This is a genomic window from Mycobacterium gordonae, from assembly GCF_002101675.1.
Taxonomy (GTDB): Bacteria; Actinomycetota; Actinomycetes; order Mycobacteriales; family Mycobacteriaceae; genus Mycobacterium; species Mycobacterium gordonae.
This window is the reverse complement of sequence record NZ_LQOY01000216.1, coordinates 1-20,327: the sequence shown is the minus strand read 5'-3', so window position 1 is coordinate 20,327 and position 20,327 is coordinate 1. Positions and strand designations below refer to the sequence as shown.

The following is a 20,327-nucleotide window of genomic DNA, read 5'->3' as shown; positions in this document are numbered from 1 at the left end:
GAGGGGGGTTCCGCCGATTACGAACCTGCGGCGGGTGCGGTTTGTTCCGGTTCGGTGGGCCCGTCTTCTTCGGGCGCACGCTGAGAATAAATCACCTCCCGCACTGCCGCAGTGCGCGCGCGAGGGGTGCCCGATCGGCCTCCGGCTGGTCGGGTGGCCGCGTTTGCGCACTTGATCGGTGGTGGCGCCGGCGTGACGACGGTCCCCGGGAAACCGGCCGGTGTGCTCATGCTCACACGCTCCGCCGACGTGCCAATACCGTGCTCAATGGGCCCTCGGCGGGCGTGTTGACGTGTCCGGATATGACGTTTAGCCAGCTCAACCCTATGGTATTGGCATTCTCTTTTTTTGCAAGTACGTTATGCACTGATGGATAACGCAGCCCAGACCCCATCGGGCATTCCGCTCGCGCCGGTGTACGGCCCGGCGGATCGGAGCACCGAGCCGCCGCCCCCGGGGGAGTACCCCTTCACCCGGGGCAACTTCGCGTCCGGATACCGCGGCAAGTTGTGGACGTTTCGCCAATACTCGGGTTTCGGCACGGCCGAAGAGTCCAATCGCCGTTACCGCTACCTACTGGATCAGGGCGGTACCGGCTTGTCGGTCGCGCTCGATCTGCCCACCCAGTGCGGGTACGACTCCGACGACCCCGACTTCGGTGAGGAAGTCGGCCGGGTCGGCGTCGCGGTGGACACCCTGGCCGACTTTGAGATCCTGTTTGACGGCATCGCGCTGGACAAGCTCAGCACCAGCATGACCATCAACGGCACGGCGGCCATCCTGCTGGCGTTCTACGTCGCCGCCGCGGAGCGGAAGGGAATACCGAGGGCCAAGCTCACCGGGACAATCCAGAACGACATTCTCAAGGAGTACGCCTCGCGCGGGACCTGGATCTGGCCGCCCGAGCCGTCGCTGCGGCTGATCGCCGACACCATCGAGTTCTGCGCGGCGGAGGTGCCTCGGTTCAACGCAATCTCGGTGGCCGGGGCGCACTTTCGGGACGCCGGCGCCACCGCGGTGCAGGAGATGGCGTTCACCCTGGCCGACGGCGTCACCTATTGCGACACCGTGGTGGAACGCGGCCGGATGAGCATCGACGAATTCGCGCCGCAGATCTCGTTCTTCTTCTACACCCACGGCGACTTCTTCGAAGAGGTCGCCAAATACCGTGCGGGGCGGCGCCGTTGGGCCACCATCGTGCGGGAACGCTACGGCTCCAGCATGGACAAGGCGTCGATGTTCCGGTTCGGCTGCGTCTGCGGGGGCGCATCGCTGTACGGGCCGCAGGCGCAGAACAATGTGGTGCGGGTGGCTTACGAGGCAATGGCGGCGGTTCTGGGCGGCGTCCAGTCGATGTTCACCGCAGCCTGGGACGAGCCGTTTGCGCTGCCGTCGGAGGAGTCCACCACCCTGGCGCTGCGCACCCAGCAGATCCTTGCCTACGAAACCGGCGTCGCCGCCGTCGCCGACCCGCTGGGCGGCTCTTACTTCGTCGAGGCGCTCACCGACGCCACCGAGGCCCGCATCGTCGAGATCATGACCGACCTCGAGCAGCACGGTGGGATGGTCAGCGCGATCGAAGACGGTTATCTGCAAGGCCTGATCGCCGACGAGGCCTACAAGATTCACCAGAACATCGAGTCGGGTGCCCGTCCGGTGGTCGGGGTCAACCGGTTCGTGTCGCAGGAACCGGAGCCCGACGTCGTGAGCTACGAACTCGACGCCGAGGGGCGAGACCTCCAGCTCAAGCGGCTTTCCAAGGTGAAGGCCGAACGGGACAGTGCCGCAGTGCAATCCACCTTGACCGCACTGGCCCGCAGCGCCGAAGGATCGGACAACCTGATGCACAAGCTGATCGACTGCGCCAACGCGTACTGCACGGTGGGTGAGATGGTCTCCGCGCTCAAGGCGGTCTGGGGCGAATTCCAGCAGCCGGTGGTGTTCTAGGTGGCGGCCCGGATTCTGGTCGCCAAGCCCGGTCTGGACGGACATGACCGGGGTGCCAAGATCGTCGCCCGCACCCTGCGCGACGCCGGCTTCGAGGTCATCTACACCGGCATCCGGCAGCGCATCGAGGACATCGCGTCGATCGCGGTTCAGGAAGACGTCGCCGTGGTGGGTCTGAGCATCCTGTCCGGCGCGCACCTGGCCCTCACCGCACGCACCGTCGAGGCACTGCGCGCGGCCGATGCGGCGGACATCGCGGTCGTGGTCGGCGGCACCATCCCGCACGCCGACGTGCCCAAGCTGCTGTCGGTCGGCGCGGCCGCGGTGTTTCCCACCGGAACGGCACTGGACGTCCTGGTACGCGACATCCGCGCGCTCACCGGAACGCCGGACCCCGCCTCCCAACACGCACAGGAGGAACCGTGCGCGTCGGAGTGATGATCGGCGCCGAGCGTGGCGACATGGCCCGCAAGGTCGCCAAGCTGGTCGCGGACATCGAGTGGGCCGAATCCGCGGGGCTGGACACCGCCTGGATGCCGCAGGTGCCCGACGACTTCGACTGCCTGACTATGGTGTCGCTAATGGCGGCACGCAGTTCCCGCATCGAGCTGGGCACCGCCGTGGTGCCGCTGCAAGCTCAGCACCCGATCGCTCTTGCGCGCCAAGCACTCTCGACGCACGCGGTGGCGGGTGGCCGGTTGGCGCTGGGCGTCGGGCCGTCGCATCACTGGATCATCCGTGACATGCTCGGCCTGCCGTACGAGAAGCCGGCCGCCTACACCCGCGACTACCTGCAGGTGCTCAACGCCGCCGTCGCCGGACCCGGACCGGTTGACGTCGAGAACGATTCGTTCACCGTGCACAATCCGACCGTGCTGGCCGCCGACTCACCGATGCCGGTACTGATCGCCGCGCTGGGACCGGTGATGCTGCAACTGGCCGGCGAACTGGCCGACGGGACGGTGTTGTGGATGGCCGATGAGCGCGCGATCGGCGATCACATCGCGCCGAAGATCACCAAGGCCGCCGCCGATGCCGGCCGTCCCGCGCCGCGAATCGTCGCGGGTATCCCGGTATGCCTCTGTGCGCCTTCGGAAGTCGAGGCGGCCAAGGAACGGGCCAACCGCGTCCTGGGCGAGGCGGAGGTGTCGCCGAACTACCAGCGGCTACTCGAACGCGGCGACGCCCGGGACGTCGGTGATCTGTGCGCGGCCGGTGACCCGGAGCAGATCCTGGCCCGGATGCGCCGTTTCGCCGACGCCGGCGTGACCGATCTGTCGGTGCGGCTGTTGCCGATCGGCGACAACCGTGACGAGCTCGTCGCGTCCAAACGCCGGACGCGGGAGATGATCGCCGAGCTGGCTGCGGAGCTACGGTGAGCAGACGTGAAAGCCCCTTGGAGCATGCGCTCCCAGGGGCTTTTGCGACTGCTCGCGAGGGAACGGGACCGCTGGCCGGCATCCGGATCCTGGAAGTCGGGACCATGCTGGCCGGGCCGTATGCCACCATGCTGCTCGCGGACCTGGGCGCCGACGTCACCAAGATCGAGCCGGCCGGCGGCGAGATCTCCCGCACCGTCGGCGACAGCTATTTCGCCAGCCTCAATCGCAACAAGTCCAGCGTCTGTCTGGACCTCAACTCGCCGAACGGCCAGCAGCGGCTGGGTGCTCTGGCTGCGAAATCCCATGCGCTGCTGGTCAATTTGAAGCCGTCTGCCATTCGACGGCTGGGCCTCACCTACGACACGTTGCGTCGGTACAACGACAAGATCGTGTGTGTCGCCGTCACCGGCTTCGGGCTCAACGGGGGCGACGATCCGGCGTTCGACTACGTCGTGCAGGCCGGAGTCGGTACCGCCGCGTTGACCGGTGATCCGGATGGTCCCCCGACCCTGCCGGGCTACTCGTCGGCCGACAACTCCACCGGAATGTGTGCGGCGCTGGGCCTTTTGGCCAAGATCGTCTCCGGCAGCGGTGGCCAGGTGGATGTGTCACTGCGCGACGTGATGTTCTCTCAGCTGAATTATCACGCGGCCGCGTATCTCAACGACGGCACCGAGCCGCAGCGCCGCCCGTATGGCGCCCACTCCTATTATGTTCCGGCTCAACTTTTTCCGACAGCCGATGGATACCTGGCACTGTTCATCACGCACGACGGATTCTGGAAATCCTTCGCCACCGAGGCCGGTGTCGACGGCTTCGAGACGATGACGCAACGGGTCACCCGGCGTGACGAGGTGCTGGCCGTGGTGACTGCGGCACTGGCGGCCGACACCGCGGCAAGCTGGGAACGGCGGCTGCGCCCGCTCGGGGTGCCGGCGGCAGCGGTTCGCACGCTGCCCGAGGCTTTGCAGGCGACCGCGGAAGTCGTGGTGCTTGCGGGCGATATGCGGCTGGTCGGCAGTCCGATCCACGTCGCGGGCTACCAGCCCGAGTATCGCCCGCCGCCCCGGCTGCAGGCCTAGCGACGGCAACGCCGCGGAATACTTCCTGCTCTGTTGCAGTTGTCTGCTGAACAACGAGGGAGCTGGTCCATTTGGCAGACGATCATCGAGCGGCCGCGGTCGGCTTCCATGCCGGCGAACTCGCCGTGCAACGACAGGCCGGTGTGCAGTCGGCGGCGGCGCGGCTGGCGCCGATGGTGGCCGGTGGTGAGTTGCGCGGCGGGGCCGGCGCCTTTTTCGCCAAGGCGACCTTCGCCGCGCTGAGCGCCCGTGACGGCGCGGGCCGGCTCTGGGTATCGCCGTTGTTCGGTGATCCGGGCTTCCTGCACGTCGCCTCGCCCACCCGCCTGCTGGTCGCGGCGACACCGCCGGCGACGGATCCCTTGCGCGGGTTGCTCCCCGCCCAGCCGGTCGGCCTGGTCGTGATGGATTTCCCGACCCGCCGTCGCCTGCGCATCAACGGGATGTTGTCCGCCGCGGATTCCGATGAGCTGGTGATCGAGGTGGACCAGGCCTACGGCAACTGCCCGCAATACATCCAGCCGCGACAGGTCCGCGGACCGTCCGCTGACACTCGCTTGAATGTGTTCCGGGGCAACGAATTACGGCCACAGGACGTCGATCTCGTGCGCGCCGCCGACACATTCTTCCTGGGCACCACCCACCCTGAGTCCGGCAACGACGCGTCGCACCGCGGCGGTCCGCCCGGTTTCGTCGGCGTAGATTCCGGTCGCCTGTTATGGCCGGATTACCCGGGCAACAACATGTTCAACAGTTTCGGGAACCTGTTCGCCGACCCCACCGCTGCTCTGCTGTTCGTCGACTTCCGCAGCGGCGCAACGCTTCAGCTGTCGGGCACCGCCGCGGTGCGCTGGGACGCCGACGCGTCGGTCACCGGGCGGTGCGTGGTGTTCGCACCCCAACAGGTGGTCGCCATAGGACCGCCGGCCTAGCCCTTCGCGCCACACTCGGCGACCACCTCGAGCAGCCGCGGGATCGGCGGCGGATCCAGTTGCAGCGCACTGGACATGGTCAGCTTGGCCCCGCTCATGCCCGCCAGCACGGCCTGCAGATCGTCACCCTCGATCTCGTAGAGCGCGATGTAGGGTCCGTCGCCGTTGACCGGCCGCAGCCGGCGTGCCGCGACGATCCCGTCGAGGTTCACCAGTTCCGGCAGGTGGACTTCGTCGTACCAGGTGTTGTACTCCTGTTCGCGGTCCGGCGAACTGGGATAGGTCTCGACGTAGATGATGCCTCTCGCCATGCGCGCCAGCCTTTCGTGACTACTCGTAATGGACGGTGATCGGCGTCGTGTCCGGAATGCCCTGGCACGTCAGAATGTAGCCGTCGGCTACCTCGTCGTCGTCGAGGGCGTCGTTGACGCGCATGGTCGCGCTGCCCTCGGTGAGCCGCGCCATGCAGGTGCCGCAGTTGCCGGCCTCGCAGTTGAAAGGGGGGTCCAGCCCCGCCCGCCGCGCGGTTTCCAGCAACGTCTCGCCGGGGACCAGTGGCACCGACACCTTCCTGCGGTCCAGGTGAATCGTCACCACGGCGGCCTCCGTCATACGCACCTTCCACGCACTTGTATTCTTCACTTTAGAGAATACTATTCTCACTAGACGATAGGATCTTCTCAAGACCGCCGGAGGGATCGAGACGTGACCGAACCGGCCGCGCTCGTGTTCGAGGATCGGCATTTCACCCTGCCCGAACTTGACGCGCTGACCGACAGTCTGGTCGCGACGCTACGCAAGCGAGGGGCCGTCGCCGGGCAGCGGGTCGCGCTCATGGCATCCAACCGGCCGGAGTTCATCGCCGCCGTGCACGCGATCTGGCGGATCGGCGCGGCCGCCGTGCTGATCAGCCCAGCGTGGAAACGCGACGAGGTCGAGCACGCCCTGGCCCTCACCGACCCGGACGACGCGATCGGTGACCATCCGGTGCTGGCCGGCGTGATGCCCATGCTGCACCTTGACGAACCGGTAGTCCCGGCCGAATCCGGAATCACCGCGGCGCGGCCGCGTGGCGACGCGGTGTTGGTCTTCAGCTCCGGCACTACCGGCCTGCCGAAGGCGGTGCGGCACACCCACGCATCGTTGGACGCGGCGGTTGGGCACTGGCGCGGCGCCCTGGAACTGACCAACCGCGATCGGCTCCAGGTCACCACCCCGCCGTCGCACATTCTCGGCTTGCTCAACATCCTCACCGCGCTGCGTACGGGGGCGTCGGTCAGGTTGCATCCGCGGTTCAACGTCGAACAGATGCTGCGACACATCGAAACCGACCGCATCACAGTCGAAATGGCCGTCGCGCCGATCGCGTTGGCCATCGCGTCGCACCCCGGCCTGGAGTCCTACGACCTGTCATCGCTGCGGTACATCATGTGGGGCGCCACGCCGGTCACCGCCAGCATCGCCGAGACCGTGACCCGGCGCACCGGCATCGGCTGGGTTCCGGCCTACGGCACCACCGAACTGCCGGTGATCGCCTGTAATCCGGTACGCGGTGCGCGCCTGGACTCCGTCGGGCGCGCAGTGCCGGGCGTGCAGTTGCGGGTGGTCTCGCTGGGCACCGGCGAGCCGGCCGGTCCCGGCGAGGTGGGTGAGATCCAGGCGCGGGCTGATTCGCTGATGGCGGGCTACCTGCCGGCGGCGGCGACCACCGACGTCCTCGACGGCGGCTGGTACCGAACCGGAGACGTCGGGTCGCTGGACGCCGACGGCTGGTTGCGGATCACCGACCGCATCAAGGAAATGATCAAGGTGCGGGGTTTCCAGGTGGCGCCCGCCGAAATCGAAACCGTGCTACACGGACATCCCGCGGTGCGAGACTGCGCGGTCTTCGGTGTACCGGATGGCGCCAACGGTGAAGCCGTCATCGCTGCCGTGGTCACCCACACCCCGGTCGATTCTTGCGAACTCGCTGCCCGGGTCGAGGCGAAACTCGCGTCCTACAAGCGCCTGAGCCGGGTGGTGTTCGTGACCGAGATCCCGCGCCTGCCGTCGGGCAAGGTGCTGCGCAGAGTGCTCAAGGAGAGCTATGGATGTACGTCTGAACGCTGAACAACAGCAATTGCGCGATGCCGCGGCGAAGATGGCTGACGACCTCGGGCTCACCGCGGTGCAGGAGCTGGCCGACCAGACCCGGATCGCGCGTCTGGACAGGCAGATCGAGCAGACGGGCTGGCGTTCGCTGCGGTCGGACGGAGCCTCGGGGGTCGAAGTCGCGCTGGTTGCCGAGGAATTCGGGCGCCGGCTGGTCGACGCTCCATTTCTCGGGCCGGTGCTGGGCGACGATCTGGGCCGCCACCTCGGTTCGGCTGTCGGCGCCGCGACGGTGGCGGTCGGCGGTATCGCCTTCGACACCCGCGGCTATCGACGGGCGTTGCAGCTCTCGGGCACCGCGGTGCTTGCTGCTGAACTCGGGGACGACGACGGTGGTGCGGACCTGACCCGCAGCTGTATCGGAGTGGCCGATGCGGCAACGCAATTGGGCGAGGTGCCTGCCGACGCTGCCGACAGGTGGCTGGCCCTCGCCTTGGTCGGCACGGCCGCAGACCTTCTCGGCTGCGCGCGCGGCGCCCACGCGCTCGCGTGCGACTACGCCAAAATTCGTGAGCAATATGGAAAGTCGATCGGGTCCTACCAGGCCGTCGCTCACCTGCTCGCCGAGAGCCTGGCATTGATCGAGGGCTCGGTGAGCATTCTGCGCCATGCCGCCTGGGCCGTGGACGAACTCGGGCCGGCCGCCGCGATCCAGGCTGCGCGGGTGGCGAAGGTCTATTGCGCCCGCGCCACCCGCACCGTGTGCGAAACGTCGATCCAGGTGCATGGCGGGATCGGCAACACCTGGGAGTGCCTGGCGCATGTATATCTGCGCCGCGCGCTGACATCGACCGAGCTGTGGCCGGTCAACCTGAAGGAGGTCGGCCGTGGACTTTCGTGACTCACCGCAGGAGGCCGAGTTCCGGCATCGGTTACGCGAGTGGCTTTCCCTGCACGCCAAAGAGTTCGGCGGTTCCGGAGACGAATACTGGGCCCGCCAGGCGGACTGGCACCGTGCGCTTTACCACGAGGGCTTCTTCGGCCTGTCCTGGCCGCGCGACTACGGAGGGTTCGAGCTACCGCCGGTCTACGACGTCATCGTCGACGAAGAAATTGCCCGCGCCGGTGCTCCGCCGCGTCCCAGCGTCGGCTATCTGGTCATGGGTATCGGCCGCCACGGCAGCGACGCGCTGCGGCGGCGTTTCCTGCCCGGCATCATCAACGGATCCGACCGCTGGTGTCAGGGGTTCAGCGAGCCTGGGGCTGGTTCGGATCTCGCGTCGCTGACCACCAGTGCGACCCGGGACGGCGACAACTACGTGATCCACGGCCACAAGATCTGGACCAGCTACTCCGACGTCGCCGACTGGTGCCTGCTGCTAGCCCGCACCGACCCCGGTGCCAAACGGCACCGCGGCCTGTCGGCTTTCGTGCTGTCAATGAAACAGCCTGGCGTGCAACAGCGTCCGCTGCAGATGATCAACGGCGTTACCAACGAGTTCGGCCAGGTGTTCTTCGACGGCGCCACCGTCCCGGCGGACCGCATGGTCGGCGCGCCCGGTGACGGGTGGGCCGTCGCCATGACGGTCGTCGGGCACGAGCGGGAACCGTCCACCCTGGGCTACGCGGCCCGCTACAACAAGCTGGTCGCCGAGTTGGTGGCCCGCAGTGACGGAGAGGTCGACGATGACCTGGCGTGGGCGGCGGTGCAGGCCGAGATGCTGACACACCACGTGCGGCGCCGGTTGTCCGAGCAACTCGACGGGGTGTCCCACGGTCCGGAGGGCTCGCTGGACAAGCTACTGATGACGTGGGTGGAGCAGTCCGTCGGGCACGCGGCCCTGGCCGTCGGCGGGACCCGCGACCCCGGGCTGTTCAACGCCTACCTGTACAGCCGTGCGCAGAGCGTGATGGGCGGGACCTCACAGATACAGAAGAACATCATCGCCTCGCGAATCTTGGGATTGGGAGTCTGACATGTACGACATGCCAAGCGAAATCGACGTTCGCGCCGACGGGCCGCTGCGGATCATCACGCTGAACCGGCCCGACGACCTCAACGCGGTCAACGACAGTCTGCACGTCGGACTCGCCCGGTTGTGGCAGCGACTCACCGACGACGCATCGGCCCGGGCCGCGGTGCTCACCGGTAGCGGCAAGGCCTTCTCCGCCGGCGGGGATTTCGCGTATCTGGCCGAACTGGCCGAAGACGCCGCCTTGCGCGCCAAGACGATTCGGGACGGACGCGAGATTGTGCTGGGCATGGCGCGGTGCCGGATCCCGGTGATCGCGGCCGTCAACGGTCCGGCCGTCGGGCTGGGCTGCAGCCTGGTGGCGCTCAGCGACATCGTCTACATTGCCCCGGACGCGTTTCTCGCCGACCCGCATGTGCAGGTGGGGTTGGTGGCCGCCGACGGTGGGCCACTGACCTGGCCACTGCACATCAGCCTGCTGCTGGCCAAGGAATATGCGTTGACCGGCACCAGGATTCGCGCCCAACGAGCGGTCGAGCTGGGGCTGGCCAACCACGTGGCCGACGATCCGTTCGCCGCGGCGGTGGAGTGCGCCCAGAAGATCATGGAACTGCCGCAGCAGGCGGTGGAGAGCACCAAACGGGTGCTCAACATTCACCTGGAACGCGCGGTGCTGGCCAGCCTGGACTACGCGCTGTCGGCCGAACACCAGTCGTTCGTGACCGAGGACTTCCGGGCGATCGTCAGCAAGCTCAACGCCGGAAAGAACTGAAGCCTCGCGAGCAGACGCAAAAGCGCCCCAAAATGCCCAATTTTGGGCGCTTTTGCGTCTGCTCGCGCCAGGTAACTCAGCCTAGCGCGACCAGGTCTTCCACTGAGTCGCGGGGCAGCGGGTCGACGGTCACCGCGGTGATCACCGATTCGGTCAGCTCGATCGAACCGCGGTGGTTGTCCAAGAAGGCGGTGTCGGCGGCGTCGCGTCCGGTGGCGATCCGTAGCATCGTCTGCCGGGGCGCCAGACAGGTCGCGTCCACCACCTGCCACTGTCCGTCGATCAGCGCTTCGGCGACCGCATGGAAGTCCATCGGGTCGCAACCCGGGGCGTACACCGCGACCAGCCGGGCCGGCACATTGACCGCGCGCAGCAATGCCACCACCAGGTGTGCGTAGTCGCGGCACACACCGGCGCCGGCCAGCAGGGTGTCCGTCGCACCGTCGATCGGATCACTAGACCCCGGAACGTATTTCAACCTGGTCCCCACCCAGGAGGACACCTTCTCCAGCAGCGTCACGGAGTTGGTGAACTGACCGAACTCGGTGGCCGCGAAGCCGAAGAACTTGTCGGCCTCGGCGTAGCGGCTGGGGCGCAGATAAGTCGAGACGTCGAGATCTCGGACCGCGATCGGTTCGGCCCGCCCGGTCACCGTGGCCTCATAGGTGACCTGCAGATCACCCACCCCGACATCGGCGGTGTGGATCCTCGTGCCGTGTTCGCCGGCGATCTCACGCACTGCGACCGGCTTGCCGTCCAGGTTCACCGTCAGCGACTCGTCGATCTGCAGCCCGGGTAGCGCCGCGACCGCGATCTGGAACTCGAGAGCCGTGGGGTCGGTGACGGTGACCCGCAGGCTCGCCCCGACCTGACGCTTCATCACCGAGTCCCCCTTATTGCGATCACGCCGCAGCTTCATCATGTGTAGCCAACCACAGCTGGCCTGTACCCGCATTCGCTGGCGATCAAGCTCGGTCGTGTCGGCGCAGGAAGTCGCGCATCACGCCGTCGAAACGCTCGGGCTCCTCGATGAACGGCAGATGCGCCGTCTTCTCGAAGAACTCGAAACGCGAGCCCTTGATGAGCTCGTGCATTTCCCGCATGTGCTCCGGTGAGCATTCGTCGAACCTGCCGGCGAGCAGCAGGGTCGGCAGCGTGATCTCGCCGAGCCGGTCCACCACATCCCAGTCCCGGATGGTGCCGACGATGTGAAAGTCGCTGGGCCCGAACATCGTCTGGAAAATCTCGGCGCCCATGTTTTGGAAGGCCCGGTAAAGATCGCTCGGCCAGGGCAACGACCGGCACAGGTAGGTTTCGTTCCAGGTGGTGATTGCGGCCTGGTATTCCCCAGAATCGGTGGTACCGGCGGCTTCGTGGCGATCGATCGCGTCCTGGGTGGCTGCGTCCAGTTCGGACTTCAGCCGGATCACGTTCTCGGCGAACACGGGGATCGATGCGGCGCTGTTGGAGATGGTGAGGCTGACCGCGCCCGAGGGCACGTCGAGCACGTACTGCTGTGCCAGCATGCCACCCCACGAGTTGCCGAAGATGTGGAAAGCGCTGAGCCCCAACGCCCGGACCACGGCGTCCATTTCGCCCACCGAGCGCCGCATGGTCCACAGGTCCGGGTCGGACGGACGTTCGGAGTTACCGCAGCCGAGCTGGTCCCAGAAGATGACCTCGCGCTCGTCGGCCAGGCGTTCCAGTGAGCTGAGGTAGTAGTGCGGCAAGCCGGGCCCGCCGTGCACGACCAGGAGGGGCAGGCCGTCGCCCGTGCCCACCCGTTTGAACCACACCCGGCCGCCGGGCACCTCAATCATGTTCACGCTGCCATTATGGGTGCGCGAGCAGACGCAGAAGCACCCGGGAGCGAGCGCTCCCCGGGGCTTTTGCGTCTGCTCGCGAGAAACTGCGAGAATGGGGTTCTCGCCACCACCCGCCCTGCCGAACGGACCCGATCCTGGACGTCTCCGAGCTGATCATCAAGGCGCGCAACGGTTCTCCGCGTGCCGCCGGACGGTTGCTCAGCCTCGTCGAGGGCGAGCGCCGAGACGAGGTGCTGACCGCCATCGGCCCGGCGGCGCCGGTGCGCGTAATCGGCATCACCGGCCCGCCCGGCGCCGGCAAGTCGACAACGATCGGCGCGCTCGTCGGCGCTTATCGCGAGCAGGATCAACGGGTCGCGGTGCTGGCGGTGGACCCGTCGTCGCCCTTCAGCGGCGGCGCTCTGCTAGGCGACCGCATCCGAATGACCGCGCACATCAACGACTCCGACGTGCTCATCCGGTCGGTGGCCAGCCGGGGCCATCTCGGTGGCCTCGCCGCCGCCGTTCCTGCCGCCATCCGGCTGCTCGGATCCCTCGGCTATCACGTCGTGCTGCTGGAAACCGTGGGCGTAGGCCAGTCCGAGATCGAGATCGCCGCCGTCGCCGATCCCACCGTCGTGATCCTCAACCCGGGAGCGGGTGACGCGGTGCAGGCCGCCAAGGCGGGTCTGCTGGAAGTCGCCGACATCGTGGTGGTGAATAAGGCCGACCGCGACGGAGCCGAGCAGACCGTGCGCGACCTGCGGGCCGAAACCGCCGCCCCGATCGTCAGCTTGATCGCCGCCCGGGGTGAGGGACTCGCCGATCTGGTGGCCGTCATCGACGCCCATCACCGCTCCGACAGCCGCGCCCGGCGACTGGCCCGGGCCCGCGCGCAGATCCTGTCGCTGGCGCAAACACGGCTGCGGGCACGCACCGATCTGGATGCGCTCGCCGAGGCGGTGGTCGACGGACGCGAGGACCCGTATACCGCCGCCGAACGACTGCTGTCTCCGCGTTAGCGGTGAAGGAGTCGGCCCCATTACGTTCCCGACGCGGCGCCACTGTCGATCAAGCGCCCGTCCGCGGCATCCCCGCTGACAGCGCGGACATAACTGCGCCGCAACTGTTCCGTGGCTGACGTCCAGCTCCACTGCTCGGCTTCCTGCCGCGCCGACCTGCGCATCGCTTGGCGCAGAGCGCTATTGGTCAGTAGCCGCTTGCTCTGCGCGAGCAGGTCACCAGGACGGTCGGGTTCGTACAGAAACCCCGTCACGCCATCGCGCACGACGTCAGGAATGCCGCCGCGATTGGCAGCGATCACGGGGCAGCCCGCGGCCATCGCCTCCAGCAGGACCAGGCCCAGAGTCTCGGTACGGGAGGTCAGCAAGAAGGCGTCGGCACTGGCATAGGCCGCTGCCAGCTGTTCACCACTGAGGTACCCCAGAAACGTGGTTGCGGTGCCGGCGAAATATTTCTCCAACTGTCTTCGGTGTGGGCCGTCACCAATGAGGGCCAACCGGGCGTCGGGCAACGCATCGAGCACCACGCGCATCTGTTCGATCTCTTTCTCCACGGCCAGACGGCCGACGTAGAGGAGCAGGGCGCCGTTGTCACTATGGTTTCCCAGCAATCGATTGCGCGACTCCGACGACGCCCGGTGGGGGTGAAACAATTCGGTGTCCACACCGCGCTGCCACTTTGCGACGCGCTGGACGCCTCTGTTGCGAAGGTCGGCTTCCAGCGGCGACGACGTGCAAAGCGTCAGCTTCGCCTGATTGTGTGCGGTCTTGACGAGTTTCCAACTGGCTCGCTTCACCGGCCCGGGCCACCCATAGAAGTCGGCATAGTTGAGCAGATCGACGTGATAGCTGGCAACCAGCGGTATTTTCCTGCGCTTGGCGGACCAGATTCCCCCCACGCCTAACATGCCGAACGCATTGACAATGTGGATTACATCCGGCTGAAACCGTCCCAGTGCAACGGAAACGGTGCGCGTGGGCAGCCCCAATTTCACTTCCGGATACGACGGCAACCGGACTGACGGCAGACCTATGATCTCGGCTCCGTGGTAGTCGGCAGGCGCACCTCTGGGACAGAAAACCTGTACCTGATCCCCACCGGCGGTGAGGTTCTGCACCGTCATGGTGAGCCTGGTGACGATGCCGTCAACTTTCGGCAGGAAATTGTCGGTGAAGATGGAAATGCGCATCGAGTCAACCTTGCGTTGGGGGATTAGAGACCGGTTTTCGCGTCACCAGCACGGCACCATCCGTGGCAGTGGCGGGCGTTATCTCACAGTTCAGCGGTGAGCGCGCCCAACGGAATCATCGAAGTGGCGCTCATGGCCTCCTCCTCGCCGCCACGCGCCTTGTCGAGCCAGGCGCTTGTACATGGCACCCGAGTGGGATCGCAGCGGTAGGCGAAGCGTTTCGCGACGTCCACAAGTTCGGTCATCAAGCCTTCGGTGAGGGTTGTGGGCTTGAGTCCAAGGTTGAGCAGGTGTTGATTCTCGACCTGCAATTCATTTTCCGCCGCTTCATTGCGTGGATTGGGGAGATAGGAGATCTCCGCACCGGTGAGGGCGGCCACCTTTGTCGCCAGATCCCGGATCTTGTGGACTTCCGTCATCTGATTGAAAATGTTTACCTTTTCCTGATTATTCGGCGGATTCTCCAGCGCAAGCTGGACACAGCGAACGGAATCGGTTATGTGGATAAAGGCGCGGGTTTGGCCGCCGGTACCGTGCACCGTCAGCGGGTATCCGATCGCCGATTGCATCAGGAAGCGGTTGAGCACTGTTCCGTAGTCACCGTCGTAGTCGAAACGATTGATGAGTTTCGGATGACGCTTGGTCTGCACCGTGTTCGTGCCCCATACAATTCCCTGGTGCAGGTCGGTAACCCGAACTCGATCGTTTTTGTTGTAGAAGTAGAACAGCAGCTGATCGAGGGACTTCGTCATGTGATAAACGCTGCCCGGGTCGGCCGGGTAGAGAATCTGCTTGCGGGATGTGCCGTTATCGCCGTCGGGTATCTCGACCTCCAGATATCCCTCAGGGATCGAGCCGCGTTGTAATCCGCCGTATCCGTAGACGCCCATGGTGCCGAAGTGCACCACATGGATATCCAGCCCCGTTTCGACGATGGCGCAGAGCAAGTTGTGCGTGCCGTTGATGTTGTTGTGAACGGTATAGCGTTTGGTGGCCGAGTTTTTCATCGAGTACGGTGCTGCGCGTTGTTCGGCGCAGTGCACGATCGAATCTGGACGCTCCTGGGCGAGTAGATCGCGGAGCCGCTCATACTCGGTGGCGATGTCGAGTTGTACAAACCCGATGGGGCTGCCGCCCGTTTGTTCCCATGACTGGAGGCGCTCGAAAATATTCGCAATCGGAGAAAGGGACTTGACCCCCAAATCTATATCTGTCTTTCGGCGCACCAGACTGTCCACGATCATCACCTCGTGACCAGCGTCAGCTAAGTTCAAGGCGCATGGCCATCCGCAGAAGCCGTCGCCGCCTACGACGAATACTTTAATGATCGAACTCCTTATCTAGTGGTTGATACGCCGAGCGTTGTGGATGCTATTGCTACATATCCAGGCAGAACCGCCGCGATATGGAGTGAAGTAGGGTAGCCCGCCGCTGCTCGCAACACGTGCGGCAGGAATTTCCGGTCAGTGGGCATCGCGGGCCGCTCTATTAACCGTGGCTGCCATCGATGCATTTCTGAGATCAAACAGCGGTAGTGCGTGCTGCAAAGTGTCGCCACGTGGGGCACGGAGATGCCTTGCAGCGCCCGCCCTTGTTGATGCCGCCTTTGATCGGTGAAGCAATAGTGGGGACTTATCGCCACAGCCGAACAGAGGGAGCGCATGGATGCCCAGGTGCCGCTCCGGCATGCCTCTGTGAGGGATGGACTCGCCGGGCTTCTCTCGCTTCGCCCGCGATGTGATGCTTGCTGCTGTGGCTGGCAAATTCGCGGACCGGAAGCGACTGCGGAAGTATGTGGGGACAATGCGAGAGAAACGACCCTGAGGGTTCGGCGTCATCAGCCTGCCGACGTGTCTCAGGTATCGAAATTCGGCGCCAAGGGGCCACCAACTTGCGCGACCGATGAGTGCGACCAACGCCGGCACCGTAGCCGTGCGGACCAGGAAAGTATCGAGAAGTATTCCGATACCGATCGTGAAACCAGCCTGCACCATCGTGGTGATGCTGGCTGTCACCAGACTGAACATCGACGCTGCGAATATCATCCCCGCCGATGTGATAACGCCGCCGGTGGCGCCGACGGTTCGGATGACTCCGGCGCGAACGCCATGCTCTGATTCCTCGCGGATTCTGGATATCAGCAACATGTTGTAGTCGGCGCCGACCGCGACCAAACAGACGAAAGACAAGCCCGGCAGGCTCCAGTGCAAGTCCTGTCCCAAGAGCAGTTGGAACGCTATAACGCTCAGTCCCAACGCTGACAGATAAGAGATGAGAACCGAAACAATCAGATACAGCGGAGCCACGAGTGCTCTCAACAGCGCGGCCAAGATGAGGAACACGATGATGACGGTCGCGATGAAGATGAACTCCATGTCGCTTCGGTAGTAGTCATGCGTGTCTTTGAGGCCGGCGGTAATGCCGGTCATCGCGATCGAGGCATCCACCAGCTCGGTGTTCGGCTGGGTGGACTTTGCGGCGTCGATGATTTTGCCGATTTGGTCCATCGCTTGCGCGGTAAAGGGATTGAGTGCGCTTTGTACAAAGTACCGAGCCGAGTGGCCGTCGTCGGAGAGAAAGAATTTCGTGCCACTTCTGTATTCGTCGGTGTCCATGAACTGCGCCGGGATGTAGAAGCCGGTCATCGACCGACGGTGCGCGTCGTGCTTGATGTCCAGCAGGAAAGTGGACGCATCGCTCAGTCCCGTCCCCAGCTGCTTGGTCCTCTCGACCAACTGCTGCACTCCGTCGGCCACCGCCGCTCCACCGTCGGCCAGAGCGCTGGCTCCCTGCGTCATCTGCGCCATCCGGGAACGTAGGCCGCCGGCGGTTTTCAAGAAGTTGATGGCCTGGCTCAGTTGCTGCGCGAGCTTGTTCGTCGTCAGGGTGACGGTCGCGGGATCCCGCATCTCGCGAAAACTCGCGGCTAGCGCAGCAATCGATCCGAGAGTGCCATCGTTCTCGGCGGCGACAAGTGACGCCAATTCGTCGCGCGAGCGGATGCAGGCGGAGTCTGCGCTGCACACGGGGCTGGATGAGAGCGCAGCCACTATGGGGCCTGCCCAACCCGCAACTTGTCGCGCACCTGACACTGTGGCGCTCAAGTTGCCGCTGAGCGCGGTCATGCGGCCGAGTATCTGCGCCGCACCGGCGAGCTGTTGGCTGGTAGGGCTGGCGGTCAGAACTCCCTGCAGTTCTTCTAAAGCGGTGAGGAGCTTGTCGGCACCGGACATTGCGTCCATGACCCGTTCGCGTATCCGTGCCAGTTCGCCAGCCATATGTCTACTGCTCCCGGCGAGCGTGTCAAGGTCCCCGGTGCGATCTGAGATGGCCGCTGAAACTTGATTGAGCTTGCCACCCACTTCGCCGGTTTGAAACGACGCCGTCATCTGCTCGACGGGCTCGCCGAAAGGCCGGGTCAGACCCCGAACCATGGCGACCTCCGGCAGTTCGCTGATTCTGTTGGCCATTGCTTCCAGGTCGGCTAGCGCGGCAGGAGTACGCATGTCGCGTGGTGATTGCACGAGCAGGACGGCCGGCGTCATCGCATTCATCGGAAAATGACGATTGATCTGCTCGTATCCGGCTACGCTGCCCACCTCGCGCGGCAGGAACCTGACGTCGTCGAAGCTTAAGTGGGCAAGGCCGGCAGTTCCGGCGAGTGCCAGCAGCGCCGCGAGGCTACCGATGAGGAATCTGGCGGGCCGTCGCGCGATCATGGACCCCGATCGGCGCCAGAACCGGGTTGTCAGTTCTCGGCGAGGGTTTATCCAGCCCCGCCGACCCGTCAGGACAAGGATTGCCGGCAACAGGGTCACAGCCGCCAGCAGTGACACCGCGATCGAGACCGCTGTCGCCGGGCCCACCGCGGAGAACACCTTCAATCGGGTGAACACCATCGCCAAGAATGTGACGGCGACGGTAGCGGCCGATGCAAAGATGACCTTGCCGATTGACAGCATCGCCCGTTTGACCGCTTGGTCACTGTCGAGGCCTTGCCGGAGGCAGTCGTGATAGCGGCTGATGAGAAAAACCGCGTAGTCGGTGCCCGCGCCGATCATCACCGCGCTGATGAATCCGATGACCTGCATGTTCAGCGCCAGGCCCAGCTCGGCGAGGGCCGACAAAGTGCCTTGGGCGAACAGAACGGATACGCCGATGGTGGCAATCGGAATCAGCATCGTGACGAAATTGCGATACACGACGAAAAGTATTGCCAGAACGCTGATTACAGTGCCGATTTCGATGACGCGAGAATCTTCTGCACCCAGCCGTTGAAAGTCGGCTATCGTGGCAACCGGACCAGTGAGGCTGGCAGTCAGGCTGGTTCCCGTGACAGACGTCTTGACAATTTCCGCGACACGCCGATACGCCTCTTGGGTTGCCGCGGACGGACCATCGCCGGGAAGATTAATCGGCAAATTCCACGCTTTGTTGTCTTTGCTTTCGAAAACCTTGCGAAGAGCGGGTGTGCTGAGGAAATCCTGCACCAAGATTCTGTCCTGAGTGTCGTGCCGCAAGTTGTCGATCAACCTGCGATAGACATTTTCGTCGCTGGGGCTCAAGCCATGGTCATCGGTCAACACCACGAACAGCAGGGAACCGCCCTCTATTTCGTGAAAAGTCCGGCCTAGCTGCCTGTTAACGGCAATCGATGGAGCCGTGTCGGGCAGTGGGGATTGCTGCCCCTTGGCGGCCTGGGAATGCAAAGAAGGCAGTGTCATTACCATTGCAGCCGATGCCGCGAGCCAAAGCCCGACAACCAGCAACGGCCAGCGGATTACAATCTTACTGAGGCCGTCGAAAAGGCCACCGGGCTTCGCATGATCGCGTGTTGTGGAGTGTCCCGGCATCGGCCAATACTACGATCCGGCCTTCTTCTCGTGAAGGGGATATTCACGGCCAATGTTGATGAATAATTGATTGTTTTGAGCGAATTCAGTCGCACGTTCCGCTGTTTTGCGACAATTGAAACGAATTAATCTCCGTTGCGACATTTTCGTTGGATGGATTGGTGGTATCGGTGCAGCTCTTACGCGGCAACGTCTTTGAAGACCACAGCGAATCGATGTCAGAAGGGTTCGTCGAGGACGATGGCGGTGGCTTCGTCAAGGGACTGGGATCGACCTTCGTATGAGGCCGCTCGGAAGTCGGCAGGCGAAAGCTGCTCACGTATTTGACGTTCGCAAGCCTCGTGGAACGGCCCTATATACGCCGAGACGGCGCCGGTGGCGCCGGCGGCGCGGCCGATGGCGCCGGCGGCGGCCATCAGTACGGCGGCGCGCCATGGTTCCTGTCTTGCCGCGGCGATCCAGGATGCCGTCTCCAGAAAAGTCGCGCAGGTGACGCTGTCGTTGATCATCCGCGACAGTTGCAGCCCTTCGCGGACAGCGTATGCCGCCTGGTCGAGCTCGCCCAGCGCCAGGCGGCTGAGCGCCAGGGCCGCCAAGAGGTAGGTGCGCAGAACGATGTCCTGGCCGTGGGCTTCGGATAGCGCAAGGCCTTCCTCGGCATGGGCCACCGCGGTGAGGGCGTCGCCGCCGGCCGCGGACGCCCCGATCATCAACAGCAGCGCATATATCTTCACCGGAACGTAATCGGTGCTCTCCAGTGATTGCTGAGCCAAGGCGCGTGCCGACTGTGGCTGCCCCTCCAGGAGAGCCAGAGCGGCCTCATTAGCAGTGAAATGGGCAAGGGCCCGTGATTCGGTCACGCTGGTGAGCAGTTGGCGAGCTTCGGCCTGCCTGGCTTTCAGGGTCGGCACATCCACTTGCAAGACTGCCACTTCTGCGACGGAGATAACCGCCTGCAGTCGTAGTAAAGACGGTTCGCTGGGGCATTCGTCCAGGGCCTTCTCGATCCACCGGCGCCCTTGTTGCATCATGCCGATCGCGGTCCACAGCCCACGAAGGGTGGTGGCCATTTCCAGGGCGACCGAGGGTTCGGTTGCCAGTGCGAATCGCATCGCTTGGCGCAGGTTGGGTGTTTCCCGCCGGAGGCGGTGTAGCCAGTCGAGTTGGTGTTGGCCGTACCACTCAAAGCCGGCTTGCTCAGCGGCGAGTTGGCGGTACCAGTCGAGGTGGCGGTGGCGCAGTTCGGTTTGTTCGTGTGAGCTGAGTTGGTGGTGGCCG

17 protein-coding genes and 1 pseudogene are annotated in these 20,327 nt (G+C 64.8%); 10 read left to right on the top strand and 8 right to left on the bottom strand.

Annotation, left to right across the window (positions count from 1 at the left end):
* The first annotated feature begins 369 nt into the window (after positions 1-369).
* From AWC08_RS27540 to AWC08_RS27520, 5 genes are all read left to right on the top strand, one after another.
* Entirely contained in the window at positions 370-1,947 is a 1,578-nt protein-coding gene (locus AWC08_RS27540) for a methylmalonyl-CoA mutase family protein (RefSeq protein ID WP_069433420.1), read from the top strand.
* The gene (locus AWC08_RS27535) at positions 1,948-2,385 is read left to right on the top strand and encodes a cobalamin-dependent protein (protein ID WP_069433419.1); all 438 of its coding nucleotides are present in this window, start codon (positions 1,948-1,950) and stop codon (positions 2,383-2,385) included. It begins immediately after the preceding gene.
* Positions 2,370-3,326, top strand: coding sequence for an LLM class F420-dependent oxidoreductase (locus AWC08_RS27530; protein ID WP_085088523.1), 957 nt, complete (start codon positions 2,370-2,372; stop codon positions 3,324-3,326). The genes AWC08_RS27535 and AWC08_RS27530 overlap by 16 nt, the downstream gene beginning before the upstream one ends.
* 17 nt (positions 3,327-3,343) lie before the next feature.
* Positions 3,344-4,411: a CaiB/BaiF CoA transferase family protein gene (locus tag AWC08_RS27525; protein WP_372513484.1), complete on the top strand. Its 1,068-nt coding sequence runs from the start codon at positions 3,344-3,346 to the stop codon at positions 4,409-4,411.
* A 71-nt stretch (positions 4,412-4,482) separates the two neighbouring features.
* Positions 4,483-5,343 carry a pyridoxamine 5'-phosphate oxidase family protein gene (locus AWC08_RS27520; RefSeq protein WP_069435607.1) on the top strand — a complete coding sequence of 287 codons (861 nt, stop codon included), beginning with the start codon at positions 4,483-4,485 and terminating at the stop codon, positions 5,341-5,343.
* On the opposite strand, the gene AWC08_RS27515 is transcribed toward AWC08_RS27520, so the two are convergent.
* Both AWC08_RS27515 and AWC08_RS27510 read right to left on the bottom strand, forming a co-directional pair.
* Entirely contained in the window at positions 5,340-5,654 is a 315-nt protein-coding gene (locus AWC08_RS27515; protein WP_065135506.1) for a DUF4286 family protein, read from the bottom strand. The genes AWC08_RS27520 and AWC08_RS27515 overlap by 4 nt on opposite strands.
* A gap of 19 nt (positions 5,655-5,673) precedes the next feature.
* Entirely contained in the window at positions 5,674-5,955 is a 282-nt protein-coding gene (locus tag AWC08_RS27510) for a 2Fe-2S iron-sulfur cluster-binding protein (RefSeq protein ID WP_065135507.1), read from the bottom strand.
* Positions 5,956-6,048: 93 nt separating this feature from the next.
* On the opposite strand from AWC08_RS27510, the gene AWC08_RS27505 reads away from it, so the two are divergent.
* Genes AWC08_RS27505 through AWC08_RS27490 form a run of 4 tightly spaced genes read left to right on the top strand, consistent with a single transcriptional unit; the run spans position 6,049 to position 10,179 of the window.
* On the top strand, positions 6,049-7,452 hold the full coding sequence (locus AWC08_RS27505; protein WP_065135508.1) for a class I adenylate-forming enzyme family protein: 1,404 nt from the start codon (positions 6,049-6,051) through the stop codon (positions 7,450-7,452).
* Positions 7,430-8,335 (top strand): acyl-CoA dehydrogenase family protein, encoded by a 906-nt coding sequence (locus tag AWC08_RS27500; RefSeq protein WP_065135515.1) that lies wholly within the window; start codon positions 7,430-7,432, stop codon positions 8,333-8,335. The genes AWC08_RS27505 and AWC08_RS27500 overlap by 23 nt, the downstream gene beginning before the upstream one ends.
* Complete coding sequence (locus AWC08_RS27495) at positions 8,322-9,410, top strand: acyl-CoA dehydrogenase family protein (protein ID WP_065135509.1); 1,089 nt, start codon at positions 8,322-8,324, stop codon at positions 9,408-9,410. The genes AWC08_RS27500 and AWC08_RS27495 overlap by 14 nt, the downstream gene beginning before the upstream one ends.
* Before the next feature lies 1 nt (position 9,411).
* A complete protein-coding gene (locus tag AWC08_RS27490) occupies positions 9,412-10,179 on the top strand; it encodes an enoyl-CoA hydratase/isomerase family protein (RefSeq protein ID WP_065135510.1) in 768 nt (255 codons plus the stop codon).
* 76 nt (positions 10,180-10,255) lie between these two features.
* Here the strand turns inward: AWC08_RS27490 and AWC08_RS27485 are convergent, their stop codons facing one another.
* Positions 10,256-11,059, bottom strand: a complete 804-nt coding sequence (locus AWC08_RS27485) for a transglutaminase-like domain-containing protein (protein WP_069434084.1) — start codon at positions 11,057-11,059, stop codon at positions 10,256-10,258.
* 85 nt (positions 11,060-11,144) lie between these two features.
* Entirely contained in the window at positions 11,145-11,999 is an 855-nt protein-coding gene (locus tag AWC08_RS27480) for a proline iminopeptidase-family hydrolase (protein ID WP_069434085.1), read from the bottom strand.
* 140 nt (positions 12,000-12,139) lie between these two features.
* Between AWC08_RS27480 and AWC08_RS27475 the strand changes: the two genes are divergently transcribed.
* Positions 12,140-13,006 (top strand): ArgK/MeaB family GTPase, encoded by an 867-nt coding sequence (locus AWC08_RS27475; RefSeq protein WP_065135511.1) that lies wholly within the window; start codon positions 12,140-12,142, stop codon positions 13,004-13,006.
* Positions 13,007-13,026: 20 nt separating this feature from the next.
* Here the strand turns inward: AWC08_RS27475 and AWC08_RS27470 are convergent, their stop codons facing one another.
* The 4 genes and pseudogenes from AWC08_RS27470 to AWC08_RS27455 all read right to left on the bottom strand — a co-directional run.
* A complete protein-coding gene (locus AWC08_RS27470; protein ID WP_069434079.1) occupies positions 13,027-14,196 on the bottom strand; it encodes a glycosyltransferase family 4 protein in 1,170 nt (389 codons plus the stop codon).
* 83 nt (positions 14,197-14,279) lie between these two features.
* Positions 14,280-15,521: an NAD-dependent epimerase/dehydratase family protein gene (locus tag AWC08_RS27465; RefSeq protein WP_069434080.1), complete on the bottom strand. Its 1,242-nt coding sequence runs from the start codon at positions 15,519-15,521 to the stop codon at positions 14,280-14,282.
* 138 nt (positions 15,522-15,659) lie between these two features.
* A complete protein-coding gene (locus tag AWC08_RS27460; RefSeq protein ID WP_083271203.1) occupies positions 15,660-19,049 on the bottom strand; it encodes an MMPL/RND family transporter in 3,390 nt (1,129 codons plus the stop codon).
* Between the two features lie 218 nt (positions 19,050-19,267).
* Positions 19,268-20,327, bottom strand: a pseudogene (locus tag AWC08_RS27455) (hypothetical protein); the annotation flags it as partial.

What these genes read in the sequence shown, in the direction of transcription:
- AWC08_RS27540 (WP_069433420.1), top strand. Translation starts at nt 370, where the DNA reads ATGGATAACGCAGCCCAGACCCCATCGGGCATTCCGCTCGCGCCGGTG.
- AWC08_RS27515 (WP_065135506.1), bottom strand. Translation starts at nt 5,654, where the DNA reads ATGGCGAGAGGCATCATCTACGTCGAGACCTATCCCAGTTCGCCGGAC.
- AWC08_RS27510 (WP_065135507.1), bottom strand. Translation starts at nt 5,955, where the DNA reads ATGACGGAGGCCGCCGTGGTGACGATTCACCTGGACCGCAGGAAGGTG.
- AWC08_RS27500 (WP_065135515.1), top strand. Translation starts at nt 7,430, where the DNA reads ATGGATGTACGTCTGAACGCTGAACAACAGCAATTGCGCGATGCCGCG.
- AWC08_RS27490 (WP_065135510.1), top strand. Translation starts at nt 9,412, where the DNA reads ATGTACGACATGCCAAGCGAAATCGACGTTCGCGCCGACGGGCCGCTG.
- AWC08_RS27485 (WP_069434084.1), bottom strand. Translation starts at nt 11,059, where the DNA reads ATGAAGCGTCAGGTCGGGGCGAGCCTGCGGGTCACCGTCACCGACCCC.
- AWC08_RS27480 (WP_069434085.1), bottom strand. Translation starts at nt 11,999, where the DNA reads ATGATTGAGGTGCCCGGCGGCCGGGTGTGGTTCAAACGGGTGGGCACG.
- AWC08_RS27470 (WP_069434079.1), bottom strand. Translation starts at nt 14,196, where the DNA reads ATGCGCATTTCCATCTTCACCGACAATTTCCTGCCGAAAGTTGACGGC.
- AWC08_RS27460 (WP_083271203.1), bottom strand. Translation starts at nt 19,049, where the DNA reads ATGCCGGGACACTCCACAACACGCGATCATGCGAAGCCCGGTGGCCTT.